The sequence below is a fragment of the Qipengyuania algicida genome (assembly GCF_009828025.1).
Classification (GTDB): Bacteria; Pseudomonadota; Alphaproteobacteria; order Sphingomonadales; family Sphingomonadaceae; genus Qipengyuania; species Qipengyuania algicida.
This window is the reverse complement of record NZ_WTYA01000001.1, coordinates 400,594-424,573: the sequence shown is the minus strand read 5'-3', so window position 1 is coordinate 424,573 and position 23,980 is coordinate 400,594. Positions and strand designations below refer to the sequence as shown.

21 protein-coding genes are annotated in these 23,980 nt (G+C 61.1%); 15 read left to right on the top strand and 6 right to left on the bottom strand.

The features are described from left to right. Window positions 1-41 precede the first annotated feature (41 nt). Entirely contained in the window at window positions 42-2,204 is a 2,163-nt protein-coding gene (locus GRI58_RS02100) for a phospholipase C (protein WP_160751885.1), read from the top strand. After that, a complete protein-coding gene (locus GRI58_RS02095; protein WP_160751884.1) occupies window positions 2,201-2,947 on the top strand; it encodes a type 2 periplasmic-binding domain-containing protein in 747 nt (248 codons plus the stop codon). Before GRI58_RS02100 ends, GRI58_RS02095 begins: the two co-directional genes overlap by 4 nt. Here the strand turns inward: GRI58_RS02095 and acs are convergent. From acs to GRI58_RS02080, 3 genes are all read right to left on the bottom strand, one after another. Continuing rightward, a complete protein-coding gene (acs, locus tag GRI58_RS02090; protein WP_237452043.1) occupies window positions 2,944-4,857 on the bottom strand; it encodes an acetate--CoA ligase in 1,914 nt (637 codons plus the stop codon). The genes GRI58_RS02095 and acs overlap by 4 nt on opposite strands. A gap of 105 nt (window positions 4,858-4,962) precedes the next feature. Next, complete coding sequence (locus GRI58_RS02085) at window positions 4,963-6,273, bottom strand: UDP-glucose dehydrogenase family protein (protein ID WP_160751882.1); 1,311 nt, start codon at window positions 6,271-6,273, stop codon at window positions 4,963-4,965. Continuing rightward, on the bottom strand, window positions 6,274-7,077 hold the full coding sequence (locus tag GRI58_RS02080) for a metallophosphoesterase (protein WP_160751881.1): 804 nt from the start codon (window positions 7,075-7,077) through the stop codon (window positions 6,274-6,276). 270 nt (window positions 7,078-7,347) lie between these two features. On the opposite strand from GRI58_RS02080, the gene GRI58_RS02075 reads away from it, so the two are divergent. Beyond that, complete coding sequence (locus GRI58_RS02075; RefSeq protein ID WP_160751880.1) at window positions 7,348-8,106, top strand: TorF family putative porin; 759 nt, start codon at window positions 7,348-7,350, stop codon at window positions 8,104-8,106. Between the two features lie 376 nt (window positions 8,107-8,482). Beyond that, on the top strand, window positions 8,483-8,920 hold the full coding sequence (locus tag GRI58_RS02070; protein WP_160751879.1) for a VOC family protein: 438 nt from the start codon (window positions 8,483-8,485) through the stop codon (window positions 8,918-8,920). A gap of 6 nt (window positions 8,921-8,926) precedes the next feature. On the opposite strand, the gene nhaA is transcribed toward GRI58_RS02070, so the two are convergent. Next, the gene (gene nhaA / locus GRI58_RS02065) at window positions 8,927-10,198 is read right to left on the bottom strand and encodes a Na+/H+ antiporter NhaA (RefSeq protein WP_160751878.1); all 1,272 of its coding nucleotides are present in this window, start codon (window positions 10,196-10,198) and stop codon (window positions 8,927-8,929) included. 172 nt (window positions 10,199-10,370) lie between these two features. Between nhaA and GRI58_RS02060 the strand changes: the two genes are divergently transcribed. The 7 genes from GRI58_RS02060 to GRI58_RS02035 all read left to right on the top strand — a co-directional run bounded on the left by GRI58_RS02060 (window position 10,371) and on the right by GRI58_RS02035 (window position 16,478). Further along, window positions 10,371-11,507: a glycosyltransferase gene (locus GRI58_RS02060; protein ID WP_237452016.1), complete on the top strand. Its 1,137-nt coding sequence runs from the start codon at window positions 10,371-10,373 to the stop codon at window positions 11,505-11,507. Then, window positions 11,476-11,694 (top strand): hypothetical protein, encoded by a 219-nt coding sequence (locus GRI58_RS15530; protein ID WP_237452015.1) that lies wholly within the window; start codon window positions 11,476-11,478, stop codon window positions 11,692-11,694. The genes GRI58_RS02060 and GRI58_RS15530 overlap by 32 nt, the downstream gene beginning before the upstream one ends. Then, window positions 11,691-11,987: a hypothetical protein gene (locus GRI58_RS02055; RefSeq protein ID WP_160751877.1), complete on the top strand. Its 297-nt coding sequence runs from the start codon at window positions 11,691-11,693 to the stop codon at window positions 11,985-11,987. Before GRI58_RS15530 ends, GRI58_RS02055 begins: the two co-directional genes overlap by 4 nt. A 549-nt stretch (window positions 11,988-12,536) precedes the next feature. Continuing rightward, window positions 12,537-12,854 (top strand): hypothetical protein, encoded by a 318-nt coding sequence (locus GRI58_RS02050; protein WP_237452014.1) that lies wholly within the window; start codon window positions 12,537-12,539, stop codon window positions 12,852-12,854. 57 nt (window positions 12,855-12,911) lie between these two features. Then, a complete protein-coding gene (locus GRI58_RS02045; RefSeq protein ID WP_160751875.1) occupies window positions 12,912-13,823 on the top strand; it encodes a sulfite exporter TauE/SafE family protein in 912 nt (303 codons plus the stop codon). Further along, a complete protein-coding gene (locus tag GRI58_RS02040; protein ID WP_160751986.1) occupies window positions 13,811-14,572 on the top strand; it encodes a TIGR02186 family protein in 762 nt (253 codons plus the stop codon). The genes GRI58_RS02045 and GRI58_RS02040 overlap by 13 nt, the downstream gene beginning before the upstream one ends. A gap of 100 nt (window positions 14,573-14,672) precedes the next feature. Continuing rightward, entirely contained in the window at window positions 14,673-16,478 is a 1,806-nt protein-coding gene (locus GRI58_RS02035; RefSeq protein WP_419957010.1) for an ATP-binding protein, read from the top strand. Between the two features lie 141 nt (window positions 16,479-16,619). Here GRI58_RS02035 and GRI58_RS02030 read toward each other — a convergent pair whose 3' ends face one another. Next, window positions 16,620-17,354 carry a 7-carboxy-7-deazaguanine synthase QueE gene (locus GRI58_RS02030; RefSeq protein WP_160751874.1) on the bottom strand — a complete coding sequence of 245 codons (735 nt, stop codon included), beginning with the start codon at window positions 17,352-17,354 and terminating at the stop codon, window positions 16,620-16,622. Between the two features lie 187 nt (window positions 17,355-17,541). Beyond that, window positions 17,542-20,250: a valine--tRNA ligase gene (locus GRI58_RS02025; RefSeq protein WP_160751873.1), complete on the bottom strand. Its 2,709-nt coding sequence runs from the start codon at window positions 20,248-20,250 to the stop codon at window positions 17,542-17,544. A 98-nt stretch (window positions 20,251-20,348) separates the two neighbouring features. Between GRI58_RS02025 and GRI58_RS02020 the strand changes: the two genes are divergently transcribed. The 4 genes from GRI58_RS02020 to GRI58_RS02005 are packed head-to-tail and all read left to right on the top strand — an operon-like array spanning window position 20,349 to window position 23,973. After that, window positions 20,349-21,458, top strand: a complete 1,110-nt coding sequence (locus tag GRI58_RS02020; protein ID WP_160751872.1) for an ABC transporter permease — start codon at window positions 20,349-20,351, stop codon at window positions 21,456-21,458. Then, entirely contained in the window at window positions 21,458-22,366 is a 909-nt protein-coding gene (locus GRI58_RS02015; RefSeq protein WP_160751871.1) for an ABC transporter ATP-binding protein, read from the top strand. Before GRI58_RS02020 ends, GRI58_RS02015 begins: the two co-directional genes overlap by 1 nt. A gap of 51 nt (window positions 22,367-22,417) precedes the next feature. Further along, complete coding sequence (locus GRI58_RS02010; RefSeq protein WP_160751870.1) at window positions 22,418-23,365, top strand: MlaD family protein; 948 nt, start codon at window positions 22,418-22,420, stop codon at window positions 23,363-23,365. Then, a complete protein-coding gene (locus GRI58_RS02005) occupies window positions 23,362-23,973 on the top strand; it encodes an ABC-type transport auxiliary lipoprotein family protein (protein ID WP_160751869.1) in 612 nt (203 codons plus the stop codon). The genes GRI58_RS02010 and GRI58_RS02005 overlap by 4 nt, the downstream gene beginning before the upstream one ends. Window positions 23,974-23,980: the final 7 nt, after the last annotated feature.

The window sequence follows — 23,980 nt, the reverse complement described above, 5'->3', positions numbered from 1 at the left end:
TTCACGCTCTTTTGCTTCGCGCTCCTTGCCGCTAGGACGTCATGAGTTCGACATACAGACTCGACAAGGGCGGTCGCGTGGCAAAGCAAACATTCGCGCAGCAGGCGTTGGCGGCACTGTCGTCGGGCGCCGTGATTTTCTCGGCGTTTCCGGCGGCCCCGCTTCTGGCGCAAGAGCGCACGCCGCCGATGGTTACTTCCCAGCCGCCCACGCATGACCCTGCAGTGGCGCCGATGTTTCGCGACCCGGCCAAGGGACCGAAGCTGTCGCGTGAGCAGCTCGTCAAGCTGCTGCGCAAGAAGGTCAAATATGTCTTCGTGATCTTCAACGAGAACGAATCCTTCGATCACGAATATGGCACTTTCCCCGGTGCCAACGGCCTCTACGCCAATCCCAAAGGCCCGCGCGATCCGGCGCATACCCCCGGTTTTTTTCAGTTCTACACCGACACTTCGACCGGGAAAAAGGTGATGGTCCATCCCTTCCGCCTCGGCCCGCAGCAGAACGCCAGCGTGATGGACAGCGTCGATCACAGCCACACAGCTCTGGCGAAAAAGCTCGACGTGGTGGACGGCATCCCGCGCATGGACGGTTTTGCGCAGGCCGAATTCAGCGGCAAGTCCGGCCCGGCCAAGAGTGCCAGCCAGATTGCGCGCGGGCGGCAATATGCCCATCTCGTGATGAGCTATATCGATTGCGACACGATCCCGTTCTTCTGGCGCTATGCCAACCGGTTCACCCTGTTCGACAACATCTTTGCCACTGAGGACACGCCATCCACCCCTAACGCCATCGCCATGCTCGCGGGGCAGGCGGGTGAGACGCAATGGGTGAAGCATGGCGCCGCCGGTCACTCTGGCGAAATGGCCGGTACCATCGAGGGCAAGGACTTCACCGGCACCGGCACCACGCAGGGCGTGCCGGTGGTCAACGATCCCAATCCTTATTGGGGATCGCAATTCGATCACAGCGCCGCGCCGCGCGAACCGACGTCACCAAAGGAATATTACGGCAAGAACCACGGAGGCGACACGCACAATGTTTCCACCAATCTGACCTTTGCGACCGTGCCGCTGTCTGCGATGGGGAGCGACATCAAGGAAAAGCTGGCGGGAGACCGCGATCCGGCGATGAATCAGGCGGATATCCAGCAGGACATCCCCGCCATTGCCGGAAGCGGCCACCGCGCGGTCGAATGGCGCTGGTATCAGAACGGCTACGGCCACGAACCGACCGATCCGCCGGGTGAGACGACCCACGCAAATTTCGTCGCCCACCACGAGGGACCGCAGTATTTCGGCTATCTAGCGGACAACGACACCCAGCGAACCTCGCTGCGGGGCGAGGGCGATTTCTTCGCCGATCTTGCGGCAGGCAAGCTGCCCAAGCAGGGCGGGATCATCTATATCCGCGGCGGATTCGGCAATCTCCAGCACATGGACGTGCCAATCCATAACGGCGACTTTCCCGCCCATCTGACCGAGTCCGATATCAAGGCGATCAACGACGCCAAGAGCGGGGATGACGATCACCCCGGCTATTCTGACCACCAGATTACCGAAGCGATGAACGCGCGGGTGATCAACGCCATCGCCTCGCATCCCGACATCTGGAAGCATTCCGCGATCATCATCACCTATGACGAATCCGATGGCTTCTACGATCACGTGCCGCCGCGTATTTTGTCCTACGGTCCGGATGGCCTGCCCCTGTCGCGCGGCGTGCGGGTGCCGCTGCTGGTGATCTCACCCTATTCGCGTGTTCACACCGTCAGCCATGCCGAGGGCGATCACAATGCGGTGATCGAGACGATCGAGGATGTCTTCGGCCTCCAGCCGCTGACCAGCCTGCCGGATGAGAAAGCCTCGCTGGAGAAGGGCGACAGCCCGGAATTCAATCGCTTTGGCCCGCCCGGTTTCCACCAGAAGCATCTGGGGCCGCGCGATATCAATTCGCCGATCACCGACAGCCTGCTCTCGGCCTTCGATCCGGCGCGACTGAACGGTACGGCGCCGATCCTGCCGGGCTCCTATGCGATGATCCCGGAACAGGTGGTCGACCATCTGCCGCATTACGGGGGGCAGGGCTGCAAGGCGATCGGCATGACGCCTGAAGACCTGATGCAGGGCATCGTAACCCACGTTCCAGCAGGGTTCAACACGCTGCCATCCACGCTCCCGCAATATAACCAAGGATTGAAATGATTGCAGCAGCACTGCTGTTCGCCACGGCACTGGCCCAGACACCTCCTACCGATGTTTCGCCTCCACAAGCCGTTCCACCGATTACCCTCGCGCCCAGCCTGACCTGCGGTGCGGTGAGCGCGCCGGGGCTGGCGCAATTGGGTGCAGATGGGGTGTGGCGCGGCTATCTGGTCAGCCTGTGCCGCCGCATCGCAAGTGTCACCGGACGCGATCCGAAGAACATTGCGTTTCATTCCTACGACGGGCCGGACGGGTTGGCCCACGCTGCCGATGACGATGTCGCGTTTCTCTCTCCGATGGAGATGGCGTCGGGCACGCTGAGCGACGATCTGCTGGACGGCCCGGTGGTCAGTCATGACCGGCAATTGCTGGTGCAGCGTGCCGATGTGCCCGCGCAGAGCCTGCCCAGCCTTGCAGGCAAGCTGATCTGCTTCATCGCCGGGACACGAGCGGAGGACGCGCTGGACCGCTGGGCCGAGCATTCGAAAATTGCGGTTGAATATCTGCCGTTTCAGGAACCGGTCGAGATGGCCGATGCCTTCGCGGTCGGCAAATGCGCAGCTGAGGCGATCGACATCGCCAACATTTCCTCGCCCAGGGACGTGCGCGTTCTGGCGACGCTCGAATCGCTGCCGATCCTTGTCGCGACGCCTGCAGAGCGCGGTCAGGACTGGCGTCAGCAGGTGGCCGACGCGATTGCCGGGAACGCCAACCCGCCGGACGATCCCGACCAGCCCGATTAGCGGTTCTTGCGCGTCTCGATCAGCGTTTCGACGATCGCGGGATCGGCCAGTGTCGAGGTGTCGCCCAGCGATCCGGTTTCGTTCTCCGCGATCTTGCGCAGGATCCGCCGCATGATCTTGCCCGAGCGGGTCTTGGGCAGGGCCGGGGTGAAGTGGATGTGGTCGGGCGTTGCGATCGGCCCGATTTCCTTGCGCACCCATTGCCGCAATTCCGCCTCCAACCCCTCCGAAGGCTCGTCCCCGGCGTTGAGCGTGACATAGCAATAGATGCCCTGTCCCTTGATTTCGTGGGGATAGCCGACCACCGCCGCTTCGGCGACCTTGGGATGCAGCACCAGCGCGCTCTCGACCTCGGCGGTGCCCATGCGGTGGCCCGAGACATTAATCACATCGTCTACCCGGCCGGTGATCCAGTAATAGCCGTCGTCGTCGCGGCGGCAGCCATCACCGGTGAAATATTTGCCCTTGTAAGTGCTGAAATAGGTTTGCACGAAGCGATCGTGGTCGCCGTAAACCGTGCGCGCCTGTCCTGGCCAACTGCGGGTGATACACAGATTGCCCTCGGCGCTTCCTCCGGTGGCCTCGTCCGCCAGAACCTTGCCATCCCCATCGACCAGCTGCGGCGCGATGCCGAAAAACGCACGACCCGCGCTGCCGGGTTTCATGTCATGCGCGCCGGGCAGGGTGGTGATCATGATCCCGCCGGTCTCGGTTTGCCACCAGGTATCGACTACCGGGATCTTAGCCTTGCCAACGGTTTCGTAATACCAGCGCCAGGCTTCGGGGTTGATAGGTTCGCCTACGCTACCGAGCAAGCGCAGTGTAGAAAGATCATGCCGCGTTACATAATCCTTGCCCTCACGCATGAGCGAACGGATCGCGGTGGGGGCGGTGTAGAAGATGTTGACCTTGTGCTTGTCGACCACCTGCCAGAAGCGGTCATGATCGGGATAATTGGGCACGCCTTCGAACATCAGCGCCGTCGCGCCGTTGAGCAACGGGCCATAGACGATGTAACTGTGCCCCGTGACCCAGCCGATATCGGCGGTGCACCAGAACACTTCGTCCTCGCGGTAATCGAAGACATAGCGGAAGGTGGTTTCGGTCCACACGGCATAGCCGCCGGTGGTGTGGAGCACGCCCTTGGGCTTGCCGGTCGAACCTGACGTATAGAGGATAAACAGCGGGTCTTCGGCCTGCATCGGTTCGCATGGACAGTCCCTGGATACATCGGCGCTGAGCTCGTGATACCAGTGATCGCGGCCCTCTTGCATGGCGACATCGCCGCCGGTGTGGCGATAGACCAGCACGCCCTTTACCGGCACTTTGTCGCAGGCAGTATCGACATTGGCCTTGAGCGGGATTCGCTTGGACCCGCGCAGGCCTTCGTCGGCGGTCACGATCCAGTCGCTCCGGCAATCCTCGACCCGGCCCGCGATGGCATCGGGGCTGAAGCCGCCGAAAATCACCGAATGGATCGCGCCGATTCGTGCGCAGGCGAGCATGGCGAATGCGCCTTCGGGCACCATCGGCATATAGATCGTCACCCGATCGCCCTTGGCGACGCCGAGTTTCTTCAGCGTATTGGCGAAAATGGCGACTTCGCGTTGAAGTTGTGCGTAGCTGATCTTGCGCACTTCCCCCGAAGGATCGTCCGGCTCGAAGATCAGCGCAGTGCGGTCTCCTCGACCGGCTTCAACATGGCGGTCGACGGCGTTGTGGCAGATGTTGAGCACGCCGTCTTCGAACCACCGGATATCAACCGGGTCGAAACTCCAATTGGCAATCCGCGTGGGGGCAGTGATCCAGTCGATCCGCTTGGCCTGCTCAGCCCAGAAGCCGTCGCTATCATCCAGGCTCCGGCGATAGAGCGCTGCATATTGTTCCGCATCGCACCCCGTCCCAGCCATCGCAATGGCTGGCCGGGTAACGATATCGTGATCGTGCGGATGCTGGTCGGCCATGCTCTATCCTCTGCTGTTTTCAGCGGCGATAGAGCGTGACCGAACCGATTCCTAGGGGCGACCTACGCTCACATAGGTGAAGCCGCGATTGCGCACGTCCTCGGGGCGATAGATGTTCCTGAGGTCCACCAGCACCGGCGCCTTGGCAATTTGCTTCACCCGCTCGAGATCGAGCGCACGGAAGGCGTCCCATTCGGTGACAATGGCGACAGCATCGGCACCTTCGATTGCTTCATAACTGCCTTCGCACATGGTCACATTCGGCATCAGCGGCTTGGCCAGTTCCATGCCTTCAGGATCGTAGGCGGCCACTTCCACGCCCGCATCGGTGAGCGTCTGGGCAACGGCAATGGCAGGCGAATCGCGCATGTCATCGGTGTTGGGCTTGAAGGTCAGGCCGAGCAGCGCGACCTTCTTGCCGCGCGCGCCTTCGGCACCGCCGATGGCATCGAGCACCTTGCGCCCCATCGACCGCTTGCGCGTGTCATTGGCCTTGACCACCGCTTCTACGATCCGCGTCGGGCTGTCATAGTCTTCCGATGTCTTGAGCAGCGCCAAAGTGTCCTTGGGGAAGCACGAGCCGCCATAGCCGGGGCCGGCATGGAGGAACTTCTTGCCGATCCGGCCATCCAGCCCGATTCCGCGGCTGACGTCCTGCACATCGGCTCCGACCTTTTCGCACAGGTCGGCCATCTCGTTGATGAAGGTGATCTTGGTCGCGAGGAAGGCGTTGGCGGCGTATTTGATCAGCTCGCTCGAGCGGCGGTTGACGAAGAGGATCGGCGATTCGTTGAGGAACAGTGGGCGGTAGACTTCGCGCATGGTTTCCTGGCCGAACTCGTCCTCGGCCCCGATCACGATCCGGTCGGGACGCTTGAAGTCACCAATCGCCGCGCCTTCACGCAAAAACTCGGGGTTCGAGACGACTGAGACCTTGTGGCTGCTGCCGCTTTCGCCGATAATCCGCTCGACCTCGTCGCCGGTGCCGACCGGCACGGTGGATTTGGTGACCACCACGACATCATTGGCAAGGTTTTCGCCGATCTCGCGTGCGACCGCATGGACGAAAGACAGATCTGCATGGCCATCGCCCCGGCGGCTGGGCGTGCCGACCGCGATGAAGATGGCGTTGGCGTCCTTGATCCCTTCGGCGAGGCTGGTGGTGAAGCTCAGCCGTCCCGCCTTCACATTGCTTTCGACCAGTTCTGCCAGCCCCGGTTCGTAGATCGGCATGATGCCGTCATGCAGGCGGTCGATCTTCGACTGGTCCTTGTCAATGCAGACCACGGTGTGGCCGAAATCGGCAAAGCATGCACCCGAGACGAGGCCGACATAGCCCGAGCCGACCATTGCGATCTTCATTTACTTACCCCTTGATTCAGCGATAGAAATAACGCCGTCTTCATCGACGGCCTGAATGATTCGTCGCTCGGTGCCCTCAAGTACCAACGCCGTCAACCGCCCTGTGCGATAGGCTCCCGTATCGATACCGACGCGGAAACCGGCAAAGGTAACCTCTTCGCTGATGGTGTGGCCGTGAACGATGACATGGCTGAGTGGATCGCCATGACGCAGGAAGCGATCACGTATCCAGCGCAAGTCGCTGGTGTGCTGCTCGTCCAGCGGTTGCTCGGGATTCACGCCCGCATGGACGAAAGCGTAATCGCCAACCACGATTAGGTCTTCGAGGTCTGCGAGATAGTCGCGCACGTCACCGGGGACCAGTCGCTGCATTTCTTCCTGGAGGTCCTCCAGCGTGAGCATGTTGTATTGCGCACGATCGAGTCCGAAACTGGTGATCGTCTCCCGCCCGCCGTGACGCAGGAAATGGCGCAGGACATCGACCTCGGAAAAACTCTTGAGAAACATTTCTTCGTGATTGCCGAGGATGCAGCGCACGGGTCGATCCTTTTGCCACGCGCGCACGGCTTCGATCACGCCCGCGCTGTCCGGCCCGCGATCGACCAGATCGCCCAAAAGGATGATGCTCGTCTTCGCATCAGGTGCGGCTGCGTCGTCCGCATCGATCGCATCGCGCAACGCCTCGAACAGGTCCAACCGTCCGTGGATATCGCCAACCGCATAAATTCGTTCGCCCTCCGGCACGCTCGGTTTGCGCGTTGAAGGGCGTTCTGCACGCAGGAATTGCCGAAGGGATTGCAGCATGATTGTCAGAATTCGGTTCGAAAAGAGGACGCGGCGGAGGGCAGATAGGCTTTGCGGCCTTTAGCGGCAACCGATGAAACCGGGCTTAACGACGTTCGCAGTTGCACAATAGCCACGCTTTGTCGGTGCGACATACGGACGTAGAGATTCTTTCTTGCCAAACCAGCGCATTTTACGAAAGATAGTGTCGGACTTGCAGCGAGGACCCGATTAATCCGGGCCCGGCAAGCCCGCAGGTGGGACGAAGCGACAGACATCAAGGAGATTGTCATGCTTTTGTCCTCGCGTGGCCCACTGGCCGCAACTCTCGCCTTGGCGAGCATTTTTTCTGCCGCGCCTGTCTTTGCGCAGGATGCAGCCCCTGCTGCAGATCCGCCGGTCACGATTTCCGGTAGTGCTACGTTTGTGACCGATTATCGTTTCCGCGGTATCTCCCAGACCGGAGGCGATCCTGCCATTCAGGGTGGCATCACGCTTACGCACGAAAGCGGTTTCTACGTCGGCACCTGGGGATCTTCGATCAAGGGCGGGGACGCTCTCGGTGAAATGGAGCTCGACTTGTTCGGCGGCTGGAGCGGCAAGCTCACCGAAGGTCTCAGCTTCGACGGGGGCCTGCTCTACTATGCCTATCCAACCAATGTGACGGGTTTTAACGCCGAATTCTTCGAGCCTTATGCGACCCTTTCGACCACGGTGGGGCCAGTCGAGGCCAAGCTGGGGGTCAATTATGCGTGGAAGCAGGATGCGCTCGCCAACGACGACAACCTCTACCTGCATGGTGAGCTGAGTGCGGGAATTCCGCAGACCCCGATCTCGCTGTCCGCGCATTTGGGATATACCGATGGTCCGCTGGCACCTGCCTTTCTTGCCGGGACCAGCGACATGAACGGCTGGGACTGGTCGATTGGGGCAAGTGCCACGGTTCTCGGCAAGCTCAACCTCGGCGTATCTTACATCGGTACCGACGGTCCGTCTGTCGACGGTTTGACCGACGATGCGATTGTCGGGACGCTCGGCGTCAGCTTCTAACGCATTGTTTGCTTTGGCGGGGCCGGGCATTGATCCGGCTCCGCCACTCTTCTAACGATTCGCATTGCGGTGCTCAGCGAGTGAAAAGGCTGCAGCGACTACGCGCGCACCCTTCTGAGCGGCGCATCTTTGGTACCCAACCGTCTGCATCGCCGGATCGCGCCCCAATCGAAAAGGGCTTTCGTAGCCGAGCGGGAGGCCGACGACCAATGAATCCATAGAAGCGATTGCTGCGCCATCCATAATGGGGTGGAACGGGCGGCGGTTTCATATGTATGATCGGGTATAAGCGTTCTGCCCGGCAGCATTGTTGTTGCGACAGCTGCTGTGTGGGTCGCTACGAACAGTACTTTAGCATCGATGGATGGAGCCAATAGTGGTCAAATATCTTCACAGCATGATCAGGGTGTCAGACCCCGACGCTGCGATCGATTTTTTCAAACTGATCGGCCTTGAAGAGGTACGCCGGTTCGACGTCGAAGCGGCGCGTTTCACGTTGATCTTTCTGGCCGCACCCGGGCAAGAAAATGTCGCCGAGGTCGAACTGACGTATAACTGGCCGCCCGAAGACGGCGGTGCGGCGGAAGAATATGATGGTGGACGTAATTTCGGTCACCTCGCCTATCGTGTGGACGATGTTTACGAGACGTGCCAGCGGCTGATGGACGCCGGGCACACGATCCACCGTCCGCCGCGCGACGGGCACATGGCCTTCGTCAAATCGCCCGATGGGATTTCGGTCGAGTTACTGCAGGACGGATATCTCGAACCCAAGGAACCCTGGGCAAGCATGGAAAACACCGGTAGCTGGTAAGCCAGGTCAGGCGCTGGCGGTACTGTCGCCTTCGTCCTGTTCGTCTTCTTCGGAATGCTGGGTGGTCAGCCTCAGGACGATATAACCCAGCGTCGCCGACAGGATTGAACCGCCGAGGATGCCGATCTTGGCTTCCTCGCGGTGTTCCATGGCGAGCTTGCCCGCGCCGGGGAAGGCGAGTTCGCCGATAAACAGCGACATGGTGAAACCGATCCCGCAGAGGATTGAGACCCCCCAGATTTCCGGCCAGCTGGCGTTTTTGGGGCGGGGTGCGAAGCCGATCCTGTCCGCCACTGCGATGCAACTGAAGATACCCAGTTGCTTGCCAAAGAACAGTCCTGCGCCAATCGCCAATGGGAGCGGCGCAAAGACACCTTCCCAGCCAAGACCGCCCATATGCACACCCGCATTGGCGAAACCGAATACGGGAACGATGAGATAGGCGCTCCAGGGAGCAAGCGCGTGCTCCATACGTCCCAGTATGCTCTTGCCGTCCTTGCTGTACATCGGAATCGTCAGCGCCGCGGCAACTCCAGCGATCGTGGCATGAACCCCGGAATGCAGCACGCAATACCACAGCACCAAAGACAGTGCGATATAGGCGGGCATGGATGACACCTTCATCCGGTTAAGCGCGATCATCACGCCCACCACCAGCGCGGCGAACACGAGCCACAGTCCTTGCAAATTGGCGGTATAGAACACCGCGATGATCAGCACCGCTCCGATATCGTCGACGATCGCGACTGTCAGCAGGAACAGCCTGAGCGAAGCCGGCACGCGGTTGCCCAGCAGGCCCATGACGCCCATGGCGAAAGCAATGTCGGTTGCAGCCGGGATCGCCCAGCCGTGGAGAACCTGCGATTTTCCGCCGACGATCAAGACGAAAATCACCGCAGGCATAGCCATGCCCGCAACTGCTGCCAGTCCGGGAAGACGGCGCTGTTCCGCCGTCGATAATTGTCCCTCGATCATCTCGCGCTTCACTTCCAGCCCGACGACGAAGAAGAATATCGCCATCAAACCGTCATTGATCCACAGATGCCAGGTGTTCAGCTTGAAGCTCGCCGCGGGATAAAGCGCGTCATGAAACAGCTCATAATACTGTTCGGCGAGCGGCGAATTTGCGACGATCAGCGCTGCGGCCGCCACAAGGATCAGTAACACCCCGGCCGAGGCATCGCCAACGAACAGAGCCCGTACGGGCGCAACCAGCGTCTTGATCACTTTGGCTGGTGCAGCTGGAAGGACGTTATCTGAATCTTGTGAGTTGCTCATTCACGTTTCATTTCGCAATTGCGCTGGCGTTGCAAGTTCTGTGGTCACCGTTTAGGTTTCGCTCGGGGAAAATACAGGGGGTCGCAAGACATTGCGTTGGTAGGATTTGTCGGCAGCCGATTGGTTTGCGCTGCTAAATCATGAATTGTTGCTGTTTGAGGCGGTCTTCTTTTTGATCGGGGCACTCGATGAATTGCTCGTCGATCTTGCCTATTGCTGGTTCAGGCTGACCGGACGCGCGAAAGGCAAACGGGTCGCCGAGCGCGAGCTTGCGAGTGAACCGCTGCGCGGGCTCTGTGCCGTGTTCATTCCAGCATGGCGCGAGGATCGGGTGATCGGCGATACGATTCGACAAGCACTTGATATCTGGCGCGATGAAAAATTGCGGCTCTATGTGGGATGCTATCGGTGCAACAAAGCGACCATTTCGGTGACAATGAACGCCGCGGCAGGGGATTCGCGTTTGCGGATCGTGGTTCACGATCTCCAAGGGCCGACCTGCAAGGCTGATTGCCTGAACCGGCTCTATCGCGCGCTTTGGCTCGACGAGCAGCGCTATGGCCGTCGGGTTCGCATGGTGGTGTTGCAGGACGCGGAAGACATGGTGGACCCGGCTGCCCTGCACCTGCTCGACCGCGGCATGGAGGAGGCCGAGTTCATCCAATTGCCGGTGCTTGCCTTGCCGCATCCGGAGTCGCCCTGGATATCGGGCCATTACAGCGATGAGTTCGCCGAATCCCATGGCAAGACGATGGTCGTGCGCCAGGCTATGGGTGCGGCCATACCCGGTGCAGGTGTCGGCTGTGCGATCGACCGGGTAATGATCGAGCGACTCGACCGCGTCCGAGGAGGGGACGGGCCGTTTGCTGCTGGAGCGCTGACCGAAGACTATGAACTCGGCCAATTGGTGCCCGCTCTTGGCGGAGAGACGAGGTGTCTGCGTGCGAGGACTGAACAAGGTCGCGTGATTGCCAGGCGGGCCTCTTTTCCCGCTCAGCTCAGTGCTGCAGTTCGTCAGATGACCCGCTGGGTTCACGGAATAGCGTTGCAGGGCTGGGACCGACTTGGCTGGAGCGGCGGAATCGCCGATCTGTGGAAGCAGTTGCGCGACCGCCCGTGGACCGTTCGCCGCGCTTTTGCTGGCCGTTGCCTCTGTGTTGATCGTCGTCAATTCGGTGCGGTTGCTATTGGAATCACTTGGAACTGTTACTCCGATGACAATTTCTCCTGCTCTCGCGATCCTGCTTTGGGCGAACTCCGTCTCGCTTTTATGGCGCGTGGTGTTGCGCGCCGTGTTCACCGCGCGTGAGCATGGATTGAGGCAGGGAGCACTGGCCATCCCACGTGTCGTCGTCTCGAACACGATTGCGATCATTGCCGGACGCCGAGCTTTGGTTGCCTATGCTCGCAGCCTGAATGGTGCGCCCGTAAAATGGGACAAGACCGAGCATTCCAGTCATCCGGTCCGCTCAGTGGCGCAGGGATTGTCAGCATGAAGCGCGGTTGGGGGCCGTCACCTGCCAAGATCAAGGGGCGGCCGCTGGCTGTTATCGCGATCATCCTGATCGGCTGGATCGTTTTTCGCGCTAGCGTGATCCAACTACCGGTATCCGAACGATTGCGTTACCTGCCGATTCCAAGGCCTGCTTTGGCGAGTCAGGCCGGTCGCGATGCGCCGGATGCCGCGACGATGAAGCAGGCGCAAGGAGATGGTAGCGACACTTCCAGCGATGTCGATTCACATTTCCTGCCAGAACCTGCACCTTTGCTCCAGCGTCCGATCGTTTAGGGCGAAATGTGCAAGGATAAAATGGCTGCGGGTCAAACCCTGTTGTGGATGGCTGCCATGTGCGATTTGCCAATTCCGGCTGCAGTGGCACGAGTTCTGTCGACGCAGCAAACAGGCGACGAACGATCCGTCGTCACGCAGCCCCAGGCGCGAGCGGAAGTGTCGGATTTTGCGCGCGGGCAAACCCCTTCCAAGACCGGAGGAAGCGACCGGTGGTCGGCGGATGGCTGGCTATTTCTGCGGCAAGGATCGAACGCAAATGCAGCGATCGGGGGCGTTCGGCCACCCGTCTACGGACTTAGTCAGATAGGTGCCGTCCTGCGCTATCGGCTCGCGCCAGCATCGGGTGGCCACCGCGCCGCCGCGTAACTTCGTGCGAGCCAAGGTCTCGTGCGACAGAGCGAGAGCGAACTGGCTGCTGGCTTCTCCGCGCGCCCTTTTTCAGCCTAGCCAATTTCCGCCCATATGGAAGCACGCGCAACGCGGCGAGCAGGGGGCACCGAAATCAGGCCTGCGATTTTCGTTACGACCGGGATTGATAATGCGGGCTTGCCATTGGATTTTGCCGCGCGCGGCTATGTTCAGGCGGGCTATGTCGGCGGCTCTTACGCAACCGCTTTCGCTGATGGGAGCTTGGTCGCAGAGCGTACCTTGGCGCAACGTGGCGATACGCGTCTGAATGCGGGTGCAGGAACGAGGGCTGGCATTCAGAAGGGCGCGAAGCGGCTGGATGTCGGCCCAAGTGCCAGCCTCTCCCTCTCTATCGGGCCGGTACCGGCGCGTGTGGCACTCGATTACAGACTACGGGTGTTGGGCGACGCCGAACCTGCAAGTGGTGCAGCTTTGACCCTGTCGACTGGCTTTTAAGCCGGAACGATCACCACCGCCTTCCCACTGGCCCACGCCTGCGATACGGCGTGCCATATGGACGTTTACCTCCCGATTGCGAATCTTTCGGTCAATGGGCTGGTGATCGTCGCCCTTGGCCTGGTTACGGGAATGCTGTCCGGACTATTCGGGATCGGCGGGGGATTCCTGACCACGCCACTGCTGATCTTCTACGGTGTTCCGCCGACGGTCGCTGCGGCATCTGCTACGACCCAGGTAACCGGCGCCAGCGTGTCGGGCCTGTTCGCGCATTCCAAGCGCAATGGCGTCGATTACCGGATGGGTTCGGTAATGGTCGTTGGCGGAGGCATTGGCGCTGGCATCGGTTCGTTGCTGTTCCGCTTTTTCCGCTCCATCGGCCAGATCGACGTGGTCATCAGCGCGCTCTACGTTGTGCTGCTCGGTTCGATCGGAGCGATGATGGCGCGCGAGGCGTGGCAGGCGCTCCGCAATTCGGGCAAGGGCACTGCGGCCCCACGCCGCCGACGCCACCATCCACTGGTCAGCGCCTTGCCGTGGCGTTGGCGGTTCTATCGATCAGGGCTGTATATTTCTCCGCTCGCACCGCTGATACTGGGCATGGTGGTGGGCATATTGTCGATGTTGATGGGCATCGGTGGCGGCTTCCTGCTGATTCCTGCCATGCTCTACGTGCTGGGGATGAGCGCCAATGTCGTGGTCGGGACCAGTCTGTATAATGTGGTCTTTACCACCATTCTCGCCACGATGATGCATTCGCTGACCACGCATGCGGTCGACATGGTGCTGGTTGCGCTGTTGTTGATTGGATCGGTCACCGGCGCACAGATGGGGACGCAGTTCGCCGGACGTGCCAAGCCCGAGGTACTGCGGCTGGTGCTGGCGGCAGTGGTTCTGCTGATCGCGTTCAAGATGCTCTTCGGCCTGGGTGTCAGGCCGGACGAGCTGTTTACGGTATCGGCACTGTGAGAGCGGCGCTTCTGGCCTTGTTCGCTGTGTTTGCGATAGGAGCGCGCGATCCGGTGCTGGTGCCTGAGGTTTCGCAGCACGAGGTGCAGGTGCGGCAGGGGTTCAAAGGTACCGAACTGCTACTGTTCGGAGCGATCCTCGATCCGGCAGGCCGCGTGGGCGGCCAGGACTATGACATCGTTGTGGTCTTGCAAGGGCCATCAGAGCCGATCCGTCTGCGCGAAAAGGAGCGTTTCGGCGGCATCTGGATCAACTCCGACAGCACCGATTTCCGCTCGGCGCCTTCTTTTTTTGCGGTCGCCAGCACTCGTCCGATCAAGGACATCGTCGACGAGAAAACCGCTGCGATCTACGAATTCGGGACGAAATACATTCAGCTTTCTCCTAGTGGGGTCATTGATCCCGTCCGCCAGCGGCGTTTTGCCGAGGGTTTGGTCGACCTGCGCAGCCGCGAGGGATTGTATAAGGAGAACATTGGCGGAGTTACCGTCAGCGGAAAGGTTTTGTACCAAGCTCGCATTGATTTGCCGTCGAATGTCGTGACCGGCACTTACACCGCCGAAACTTTCGCCATTGCGAACGGCAGGGTCATCGCTTCCGCTCAGACCGATGTCGATGTGAAAAAGGTCGGGTTCGAACGCTTTATCGCCAGCACTGCTCAGCACGATTCCCTCGCTTACGGCCTGATTGCAGTGGTGTTGTCGGTGGGCATGGGATGGGGTGCAGGGCGATTCTACTCGATGATCTGAGTGCGGATCGGACCGTCGCCAAAATGCCCGATTGACCGCTTTTTAACCCATCCGATCTAATGCCCGATGGCAGGGACAGCCAGGGGATCGGCTCATCGAAATGTCTGATATGAACTACGATCAATTCCGCACCTTCGATCCTGCGAAGGAGCAGGGTGCACAGCCACCACGGCGCAGTATTTTGCGTGAAAGCCCGACATCGGCGGAGGAGATCCAGTCAGGCATCGAAGAGGCGCTGAATGGTGCTCAGCAAGCTGCGCAACAGCCTGCGATCGGTGCTGCTGATCCGGCAACCGTCCCGGCCAGCGACAATGCGCTGCAGCCGATCGGCGTAGTGCTGGAAATTGCCGGGTCCAGTTCGCAGATCGCAATCGACCTGCAACGCCTCAACGAATGCATGGAAGATGCCGATCCATCGGTTGCGCTTGCCGGGCAGGTCGGCAGCCAGATCAAGATCCGCGTCGGCCAGACATGGCTGCTCGCCAGCGTGCGCAATCAGAAACAGGGCCGCAGCGAAAACTCGATCATTGCCAATATCGATTTCCTCGGCGAAGGGCAGGAAGAAAAGCTGACCGGCAAGCTGCACAGCTTCAAGCGCGGTGTGACCCGCTATCCCGTGCCCGGCGCGTTGATCTATCCGGCAACCACGCAGGATCTGCGACAGGTCTATGCCAGCGACGGGCGCAATGCGATCACTATCGGGCGTGTCTATCCGACCAAGGACATTCGTGCAGGGCTTTATATCGATGCGCTGCTCGGCCGCCACTTCGCGCTTCTGGGGTCCACCGGCACGGGAAAATCGACAAGTACCGCGTTGATTCTTCACCGCATCTGCGAAGCCGCACCCGAAGGCCATGTGATAATGATCGACCCGCACGGCGAATATTCCGCCGCGTTCCGCAACACCGGCGTGATTCTCGACGTTTCGAACCTGCAGATGCCTTATTGGCTGATGAATTTCGAGGAACATTGTGAGGTGCTGCTGACTGGATTGGGCAACGAGCGGCAGGTCGACGCCGACATCCTTGCCAAGTGCCTGCTCGCCGCGCGTTCCAAGAGCCGTCTGGCAGGAACTCTGGGCAAGATCACCGTCGATTCGCCAATCCCCTATCTGCTCTCGGACCTTTCCAACGAGATCCAGACGCAGATGGGCAAGCTCGACAAGTCGACCAATTCCGCGCCCTACATGCGCATCAAGACCAAGCTCGACGAGATCAAGAGCGATCCGCGCTACCAGTTCATGTTCTCCGGAATGCTGGTCGGCGACACGATGACTGATTTCCTGTGCCGCATTTTCCGTATGCCGGCCTCGGGCAAGCCGATCTCGATCATCGATGTGTCCGGCGTTCCATCGGACATCACCTCGACGGTTGTGGCCGTGCTCAGCCGTCTGGTGTTCGACTTCGCCATCTGGGGCCGCGAGGAAAAGACCAGCCCGATCCTGCTGGTGTGCGAAGAAGCGCATAGATACGTCCCGTCAGAGAAATATGCTGACGATAGTTCGGTTGGCCGGGTGCTTTCGCGCATCGCCAAGGAGGGCCGTAAATACGGGATCAGCCTAGGCCTTATCACGCAGCGCCCGTCCGACCTTGCCGAGGGAGTGCTGTCGCAGTGCGGCACGATCATCTCGATGCGCCTGAACAACGATCGCGACCAGGCTTTCGTGAAGGCCGCCATGCCCGAAGGCGCGCGCGGCTTCCTCGATTCGATCCCCGCCCTGCGCAACCGCGAGTGCATCATCTGCGGCGAGGGTGTGGCGATCCCCATCCGCGTCAGCTTCGACACGCTCGATGAATCCAAGCGTCCGGCGTCGGAAGACCCGAGCTTCGTCGAATTGTGGAGCAAGTCCGGCGGCGAGGAAGATGCAGTCGAGCGTATCGTCCAGCGCTGGCGGAGCCAGGGCTGATTTCCGCCAGGGCGGGCTGCGAATGGCAATCCGCTGCGCTTCCGGTGCTCACGACCTGAAAGGTCGCTGTGCGCCGGTTCTCGCGGCTCGCCATTCTCGCTACACCCTGCCGAAAATCGATCGGCAGATGGCGCAAACAAATTACGTCCCCCGCGTATCGCCGAACAGGTGGATATGCAGCCGGTCCGACAGGCGCAGGCCGTGTTCGAGGCATAGCGGCACCAGCCATTGCTCGCGCGCGTGCAGCGTGGCGCTGTCGGTCCCCTCGGCCATAAGGAAGATACGCTGGGCCGGGATGGCGTAGCTGCGCTTGAGCGCCAGCACCTCTTCGACATCCTCAGGCGAGGCCACCACGAATTTGAAGAATGCGCGCGGGTCGGCGGACCATGCGGCGAGCCGTTCGGGCAGCAGCGCCAGTTCGGCCGGATTGCCGCTGTGCGCCAGCTTGGGGCTGACGTTGAACTGGTCGATGCGAATGTCGAGCCGGGCAGGTGGCTTGACCGTGCCATTGGTTTCGACCTCAACGCTCATATCGTCGACCGCTTCGAGCAATTCGGCCAGCGGGCCTGCCTGCAACAGCGGTTCGCCCCCGGTCACGACGAGGCGCTTTTGCCCCAGCACGCGAATGCGCTCTGCCACATCGCCCACCTCCAGCGTGACCTGATTGGCCTTGCGATCATAGGTTCGGCCCGATCTGTGGGGGCGGTTATCGCCCTCGAAATGCCATGTATAGGCGGTGTCGCACCAGTGGCAGGCGAGGTTGCACCGGCTCAGCCGCAGGAACGCGACGGGCATTCCCGCGCTCGCCCCTTCGCCCTGAACCGATGCGAAAATCTCCGGCCCGCCGCTCTCGTCGGTCGCCAGCACTAACGCCATGATCGCTCTCCTGCCGGTCCTACAATCTGGAACACATGGAACACGGTCCAAGGGGTAAAAACCGCTGGCCGCATGGATGCGTCAAAACCCGCAAGAATGCTGGCGTTCAGGGCGGATGCGGGCATGGTCATTGACGTACCATCGCACAACGCCCGCGCGTAGGAAACGCCCGCGAAGCCGAGGGTGGTCAGCCCAGCCGTGCCAGCGCCGCCTCCAGCCGTGCGATCTCGGCGGTGTGATGGGCATGATCGGTGCGCGCCTTTTCGACCGCTTCGGGCTTGGCCCGCTCGACGAAATTGGCGTTATTGAGCCGCCCTTCGAGCGATTTGGCTTCCTTGCGACTGGCCTCCAAAGCCTTGGCAAGACGGGCCTTTTCGGCATCGATATCGATCACGCCTTCGAGCGGGATGACGAACAGATCGCCGCCTGCGGTGACCTGCATTGCCGCCCCTGCCGGTGCCTCGCCAAAAGTCACCGGGGTCAGCCGCGCAAGCCTCTCGATTGCGGCGCTCGACCGCTCGACCACGCGGCGGGCAAGCTCCGAGGGATTGGCGCAGAAGGCGGCCAGCTTGGCTCCCGGCGCGATCCCGACTTCGTTCTTCGCGCTGCGGACGACCGTGGTCAGCTCGATCATCCAGTCGATGGCGTCGGTCGCGTCCTTGGACACCTGCGCCTCATGCGCGGGCCATTTGGCGAGGATCAGTTCATAAGGCCGCTCGCCCTGCGCGTGCCACAGCTCTTCTGTGATGAAGGGCATGAACGGGTGCAGCATGACGAGGATCTGGTCGAGCGCCCAACCGGCCACCGCGCGGGTCTCGACCGCCGCCAGGCTGTCGGCATCGCCAGAGAACACCGGCTTGATCAGTTCCAGATACCAGTCGCAGAAGCGGTCCCACACGAAATGATAGATCGCATTGGCCGCCGCATCGAAGCGCAGCTCGGCCATCGCCTTGTCGAGTTCTGCTAGCGTTTCCACCACCTCGCCGATGATCCATTGGTTGGCGGCGAGCCTTGCTGTCGGGGCGGCGATGGTGTCGCTCGCGCCGATGCTGTTCGACTGGCAGAAGCGCGCCGCGTTCCACAGTTTGGTGGCGAAGTTGCGGTATCCCTCGACCCGCTTGTCATCCATTTTGATGTCGCGGCCTTGGCTTTCCATCGCCGCCATGAAGAAGCGCAGCGCGTCCGCGCCGTACTGGTCGATCAGGCCCAGCGGATCGACGACATTGCCCTTGGACTTGGACATCTTCGCGCCGTCCGCCGCGCGGACCAGCCCATGGAGGTAGAGCCGCGGCCAGGGGGCCTCACCCATGAACTGATACCCCTGCATCAGCATCCGTGCGTCCCAGAAGAACAGGATGTCGAAGCCTGAGATCAGTAAGTCGTTGGGGAAATGCTTGTCGAGCAGCGCGGTCTTGTCCGGCCAGCCGAGCGTGGCGAAGGGCCACAGGGCGGAGGAGAACCATGTGTCGAGGACGTCTTCGTCCTGCGTCAGCGAAACACCGGGTCCGGCGAGGCTCTGCGCGGCCTCGGCATTCTCGGCCACGATTACGCGGCCATCCTCGGCATACCAAGCCGGAATCCGGTGCCCCCACCACAGCTGGCGGCTGACGCACCATGGCTGGATGTTTTCCATCCAGTTGAAGAAGGTCTTCTCCCAGCTTTTGGGGACGATCTCGACCGCGCCCGATTTTACCGCCTCGATCGGCTTTTGGGCGAGCTTTTCGGCATCGACATACCACTGGTCGGTCAGCCACGGCTCGATCGGCACCCCGCCCCGGTCGCCGAAGGGTTGCTGGATCGTGCGCGGTTCGGCGTCATGCTCGGTGCGCTCGCCGTCCTTTTCGGTGACATGCGGGATCAGGCAGCCGCAATTCTTCATCCGCTCGACCACCAGCTTGCGTGCGTCGAACCGGTCGAGGCCGAGGAATTCATCCGGTACCAGACCGTCGGCGGTCTGCACCACGCGGGCCTCGCCATCGAGCATGTTGAGCATCTCGCCCGCCTTCATGCCCGCGCGCCTGCCCACCTCAAAGTCGTTGAAATCGTGGCCCGGCGTGATCTTGACCACACCGCTGCCCAGTTCAGGGTCGGCGTGTTCGTCCGCCACCACCTTGAAGCGCCGCCCGGTGATCGGCTGGAGGATCTCCTTACCCACCACGCTGGCATAGCGTTCATCACTCGGATGCACCGCCACTGCCATGTCGGCGAGCATGGTTTCGGGGCGGGTGGTGGCGACGACCAGATAATCCTTGCCATCTGCCGTCTTAACGCCATCGGCCAGCGGATATTTGAAATGCCAGAAATGCCCCGGCACCTCGCGCGTTTCCACTTCAAGATCGCTGATCGCGGTTTTCAGCTTGGGGTCCCAGTTGACCAGCCGCTTGTCGCGATAGATCAGCCCGTCGTTGTAAAGATCGACGAACACCTTGATCACGGCGGAGGAAAAATGCGGGTCCATCGTGAACTGTTCGCGTGACCAGTCCATCGAACAGCCCAGGCGGCGCAGCTGCCGCGTGATCGCACCGCCGCTTTCCGCTTTCCATTCCCGCACCTTGTCGACGAATTGCTCGCGGCTATAGTTGGTGCGCTTATCCTGGTGCTGCTCCAGCTGGCGTTCGACCACCATCTGCGTTGCGATGCCCGCATGGTCGGTGCCGACCACCCACAGCGCATCCTTGCCGCGCAGCCGTTCGTAGCGGATTACGATATCCTGCAACGTGTTGTCGAGCGCGTGGCCGATATGCAGGCTGCCGGTGATGTTTGGAGGTGGATTGACGATCGTGAAGGGCTCGGCGTCCGGCCGTTCGGGGCGGAACAGCCCGTTTTCTTCCCAATGCGCGTACCAGCGCTGTTCGATTTCGGCGGGATCGAAGGTCTTGGTGAGTTCGGTGGTCATGGGCGGTGCCTTTGCCAGCCGCTTTTCTTCTGCGCAACACGAAGAACAGCGTTGATGGCCTTGTGAAGCCCGGGATTTGCCCGCATAGGCTGTGCCCGATGGAACGCGCCGATTTCGCGATCGAAGAGCAAGAAGGGGGCGGCGCCGCGTTGGCGCTGACCGGCCCGTGGTTGATCGCGACGATCAGCGATGTCGAGCCACGTCTGGCAAGCGTCGAGCAGGCCATCGCTCGATTCGACCTTACCGATGTCGCGGAAATCGATACGGTGGGTGCCTGGATTGTTGCTCGTGCGGCGCGGCGGCTCGATGCCGAGATTACCGGATGCAACGATCGCGCGGAACGCCTGATCTCCGAAATGGGCGAGTTTACCACTGACGAGGCAATCCGGCCCGAGCGGGCAAGCGTGTTTGTCCGGGTGACCGAAAAGATGGGCGATATCGTCTATAGTGGTCGCTCCGGCGCCTATGGCATTCTCGGCTTTTTCGGTGCGCTGATTATGTCGAGCTTCAGTGTGATCCGCCATCCGCATCGCTTCGCCTACAAGGCGCTGGTGCGCCAGCTTGAGCTGGTCGGGGTGTCGGCGCTGCCAATTATCGGATTGATGAGCTTTCTGATCGGCATCGTGATTGCTCAGCAAGGCGCGGTGCAATTGTCGCAGTTCGGGGCGGAGACGCTCACGGTTAATTTGGTCGGACGGATCACCTTGCGCGAACTGGGCGTGCTGATGACCGCGATCATGGTCGCGGGCCGCTCGGGGTCCGCCTTTGCCGCACAGATCGGCACGATGAAGCTGACCGAGGAAATCGACGCGATGCGTACGATCGGCATTTCCCCGATGGAAGCGCTGGTGATTCCGCGAATCATGGCGGCAGTGTTCATGATGCCGTTACTGGGCTTTTACGCATCCGTCGTCGCGATCATCGGCGGCGCGACCATCTCCAATTTCGCCATCGGGATCCCGTTCCTGAACTTCCTCCAGCGTATCCAGGAAGTCGTGCCCATCACTGATGTATGGGTGGGGCTGATCAAGGCGCCGGTGTTCGGGCTGATCGTGGCGCTGGCGGGCTGCTATAACGGGATGCAGGTGGCGGGCAATTCGGAAGAAGTCGGCATGCGCACGACGATGTCGGTGGTTTCGGCGATTTTCGCCGTCATCGTGATCGATGCCTTTTTCGCCGTGTTCTTCACCAACATCGGATGGAATTGATGGGCGCGAAGGATCCCGAACAGGATGCCGTGCTGAGGCCGGATGAGCGATTCCGGGGCGACTATCCGATCGTGGTCGAGGGGTTGAAAACCAGTTTTGGCGAGCAGGTGATCCACGACGACCTCGATCTCGAGGTGCGGCGCGGCGAAATTCTGGGCGTCGTCGGTGGGTCGGGTACGGGAAAATCGGTGCTGATGCGCGCGATCATCGGCTTGCAGCCGGTGGACGCGGGCGAGGTCAGGGTGTTCGGGCGCTCGATCACCGGTGCCGAGCCCGATCAGGTGCTCGGCGTGCGGGATCGCTGGGGTGTGTTGTTCCAGGGCGGGGCGCTGTTCTCCACACTCACCGTGGGCGAGAACGTCGAAGTTCCGATCAAGCAATTCTATCCCGAATTGTCCGCCGATCTGACCCATGAGATCGCGCGCTACAAGGTGCGCCTGTCTGGCTTGCCGGAGGACGCAGTGAGCAAGTATCCTTCCGAACTCTCGGGAGGAATGCGTAAGCGCGCGGGGCTGGCGCGTGCGCTGGCGCTCGACCCGGAACTGCTGTTCCTCGACGAGCCGACCGCGGGCCTTGATCCGATTGGTGCGGCGGCCTTCGACAATCTGACCCGCGATCTGAAGGAAACGCTCGGCCTGACGGTGTTCCTGATCACCCACGATCTCGATACGCTGCACGAGATCTGCGACCGCGTCGCGGTGCTCGCCGACAAGAAGGTGATTGCGGTCGATACGGTGCCAAACCTGATGAAGCTCGACCATCCGTGGATCCAGGAATATTTCAACGGTCCGCGTGGGCGCGCGGCGCTGACCGCGCAGGCGCTCGACGAGTTGCGCAAGCATATGGATATGCCGGTTGCGGCCAATGCCGTCAAAGCGTTGGACAAGCCCCCGGCAGGCAAGGCATAGGAAAAAATGTACCGCAACATGGCCACGAACAGGGGACGATAAGCGCAAGCGATGGAAACACGGGCCAATCACGTCTGGGTCGGAGCGGTTACGCTGGTGCTGCTGGCTGCGCTGGCGATATTCATCGTCTGGATCGCGCGCCTCAACCACGGCGAGCAGAAGCAATACGATATCTTCTTCAAGCAATCGGTCTCAGGCCTCGGGAAAGGCTCGGAAGTTTCCTTTGCCGGCGTTCCGGTGGGACAGGTCGATACCATCAATCTGTGGGACAAGGATCCCGAATTCGTCTGGGTGCGGATCAAGGTAAAAGAGGACGTGCCGATCCTTGTCGGTACCACGGCCACTATCCAGAGCTCGTTCACCGGGGTGTCGACCATCCTGCTCGATGGCGCGCGCCGTGGCCGACCGCCGATCACTTGCGAGACGACTGCCTGCACCGAAGGCAAGCCGATCATTCCCCCCAAGGCCGGCGGCTTCGGTGAAATCCTTGCTAATGCTCCGCTGCTGTTGCAACGGCTGGCCACGCTGACCGAGCGTTTGACCGAATTGCTGTCGGACAAGAATCAGGCGTCGATTGCCGGCATTCTGGCCAACACCAACAAAATGACGGCGAACCTCGCCAGCGCTACACCCGAAGTCAAACGCACACTGGCCGAGCTGCAGGTGACCCTGCGCGAAGCGAGTGGAACGCTCGAGCAGTTCCAGAAGGTTGCGGATTCGACCAACAAGCTGCTGGACCAGAACGGCAACAAGCTCGCCGCGCAATTGCAGGATACACTCAAATCTGCGAGCGGGGCAGCCGATGCCTTGAAGGCGACTCTTAACGACGCGCAGCCCGCGACCAAGGAGCTGACCCAGAGCACGCTGCCCGCTGCCGAAGCGACGATGCGTGATCTGCGCGCCACCAGCAAGGCGCTGCGTCAGGTCACTGAGAAGCTCAACAATCAGGGGGCAGGATCGCTGATTGGCGGGTCCAAGCTGCCCGACTACAAGCCATGAGGAACACAGTTGTGCGATTGATCCGACTCGCCGGTCTGACGGCACCGCTCATGCTGCTCGCAGGCTGTGTCAGCTTCGGCTCAAAGCCGCCGCCAAGCCTGCTGGTGCTCACGCCTACCGCCGCAGCCCCTGCCGGGACGATGGAGCATGGCGACTCCCGTCAGGCGGTGGAGATGGGTGATTTCGACGCGCCGCAAAAGCTCGACGTGCTGCGCGTGCCAGTGCAGGTTACCGGCAGTTCGATCGCTTATCTCAAGGATGCGCAATGGGTCGACAAGCCCGCGCGGCTTATGCGCGCGCTGATCGGCGAAACGATCCGCGCAAAGAACGGTCAGCTGGTGATCGATGGCGAAAGTCCGGGCACCCCCTACTCTGTGCAGCTGACCGGAGTGTTGCGTGATTTTGGCTACGACGCGGGTAGTTCAACCGTCGTAGCGGTCCTGGATGTCACCAAATCGGGCGCGACGGCATCCGATCCGGTTACGACGCGCCGGTTCGAAGCGCGTATTCCGGGTGTCGAGGCGAAGGCGGGGCCGGTCGGCCGCGCGCTCGATGAGGCAGCAAACCAGATCGCCGGTGAAGTCGCCGACTGGGTAAAACCGGGCTGATGCTTAC

Coding starts and splice junctions, on each gene's coding strand:
- GRI58_RS02100 (WP_160751885.1), top strand. CDS start 42: ATGAGTTCGACATACAGACTCGACAAGGGCGGTCGCGTGGCAAAGCAA.
- GRI58_RS02095 (WP_160751884.1), top strand. CDS start 2,201: ATGATTGCAGCAGCACTGCTGTTCGCCACGGCACTGGCCCAGACACCT.
- acs (WP_237452043.1), bottom strand. CDS start 4,857: ATGGCTGGGACGGGGTGCGATGCGGAACAATATGCAGCGCTCTATCGC.
- GRI58_RS02085 (WP_160751882.1), bottom strand. CDS start 6,273: ATGAAGATCGCAATGGTCGGCTCGGGCTATGTCGGCCTCGTCTCGGGT.
- GRI58_RS02080 (WP_160751881.1), bottom strand. CDS start 7,077: ATGCTGCAATCCCTTCGGCAATTCCTGCGTGCAGAACGCCCTTCAACG.
- GRI58_RS02075 (WP_160751880.1), top strand. CDS start 7,348: ATGCTTTTGTCCTCGCGTGGCCCACTGGCCGCAACTCTCGCCTTGGCG.
- nhaA (WP_160751878.1), bottom strand. CDS start 10,198: ATGAGCAACTCACAAGATTCAGATAACGTCCTTCCAGCTGCACCAGCC.
- GRI58_RS02055 (WP_160751877.1), top strand. CDS start 11,691: ATGAAGCGCGGTTGGGGGCCGTCACCTGCCAAGATCAAGGGGCGGCCG.
- GRI58_RS02045 (WP_160751875.1), top strand. CDS start 12,912: ATGGACGTTTACCTCCCGATTGCGAATCTTTCGGTCAATGGGCTGGTG.
- GRI58_RS02035 (WP_419957010.1), top strand. CDS start 14,673: ATGTCTGATATGAACTACGATCAATTCCGCACCTTCGATCCTGCGAAG.
- GRI58_RS02030 (WP_160751874.1), bottom strand. CDS start 17,354: ATGGCGTTAGTGCTGGCGACCGACGAGAGCGGCGGGCCGGAGATTTTC.
- GRI58_RS02025 (WP_160751873.1), bottom strand. CDS start 20,250: ATGACCACCGAACTCACCAAGACCTTCGATCCCGCCGAAATCGAACAG.
- GRI58_RS02020 (WP_160751872.1), top strand. CDS start 20,349: ATGGAACGCGCCGATTTCGCGATCGAAGAGCAAGAAGGGGGCGGCGCC.
- GRI58_RS02015 (WP_160751871.1), top strand. CDS start 21,458: ATGGGCGCGAAGGATCCCGAACAGGATGCCGTGCTGAGGCCGGATGAG.
- GRI58_RS02010 (WP_160751870.1), top strand. CDS start 22,418: ATGGAAACACGGGCCAATCACGTCTGGGTCGGAGCGGTTACGCTGGTG.
- GRI58_RS02005 (WP_160751869.1), top strand. CDS start 23,362: ATGAGGAACACAGTTGTGCGATTGATCCGACTCGCCGGTCTGACGGCA.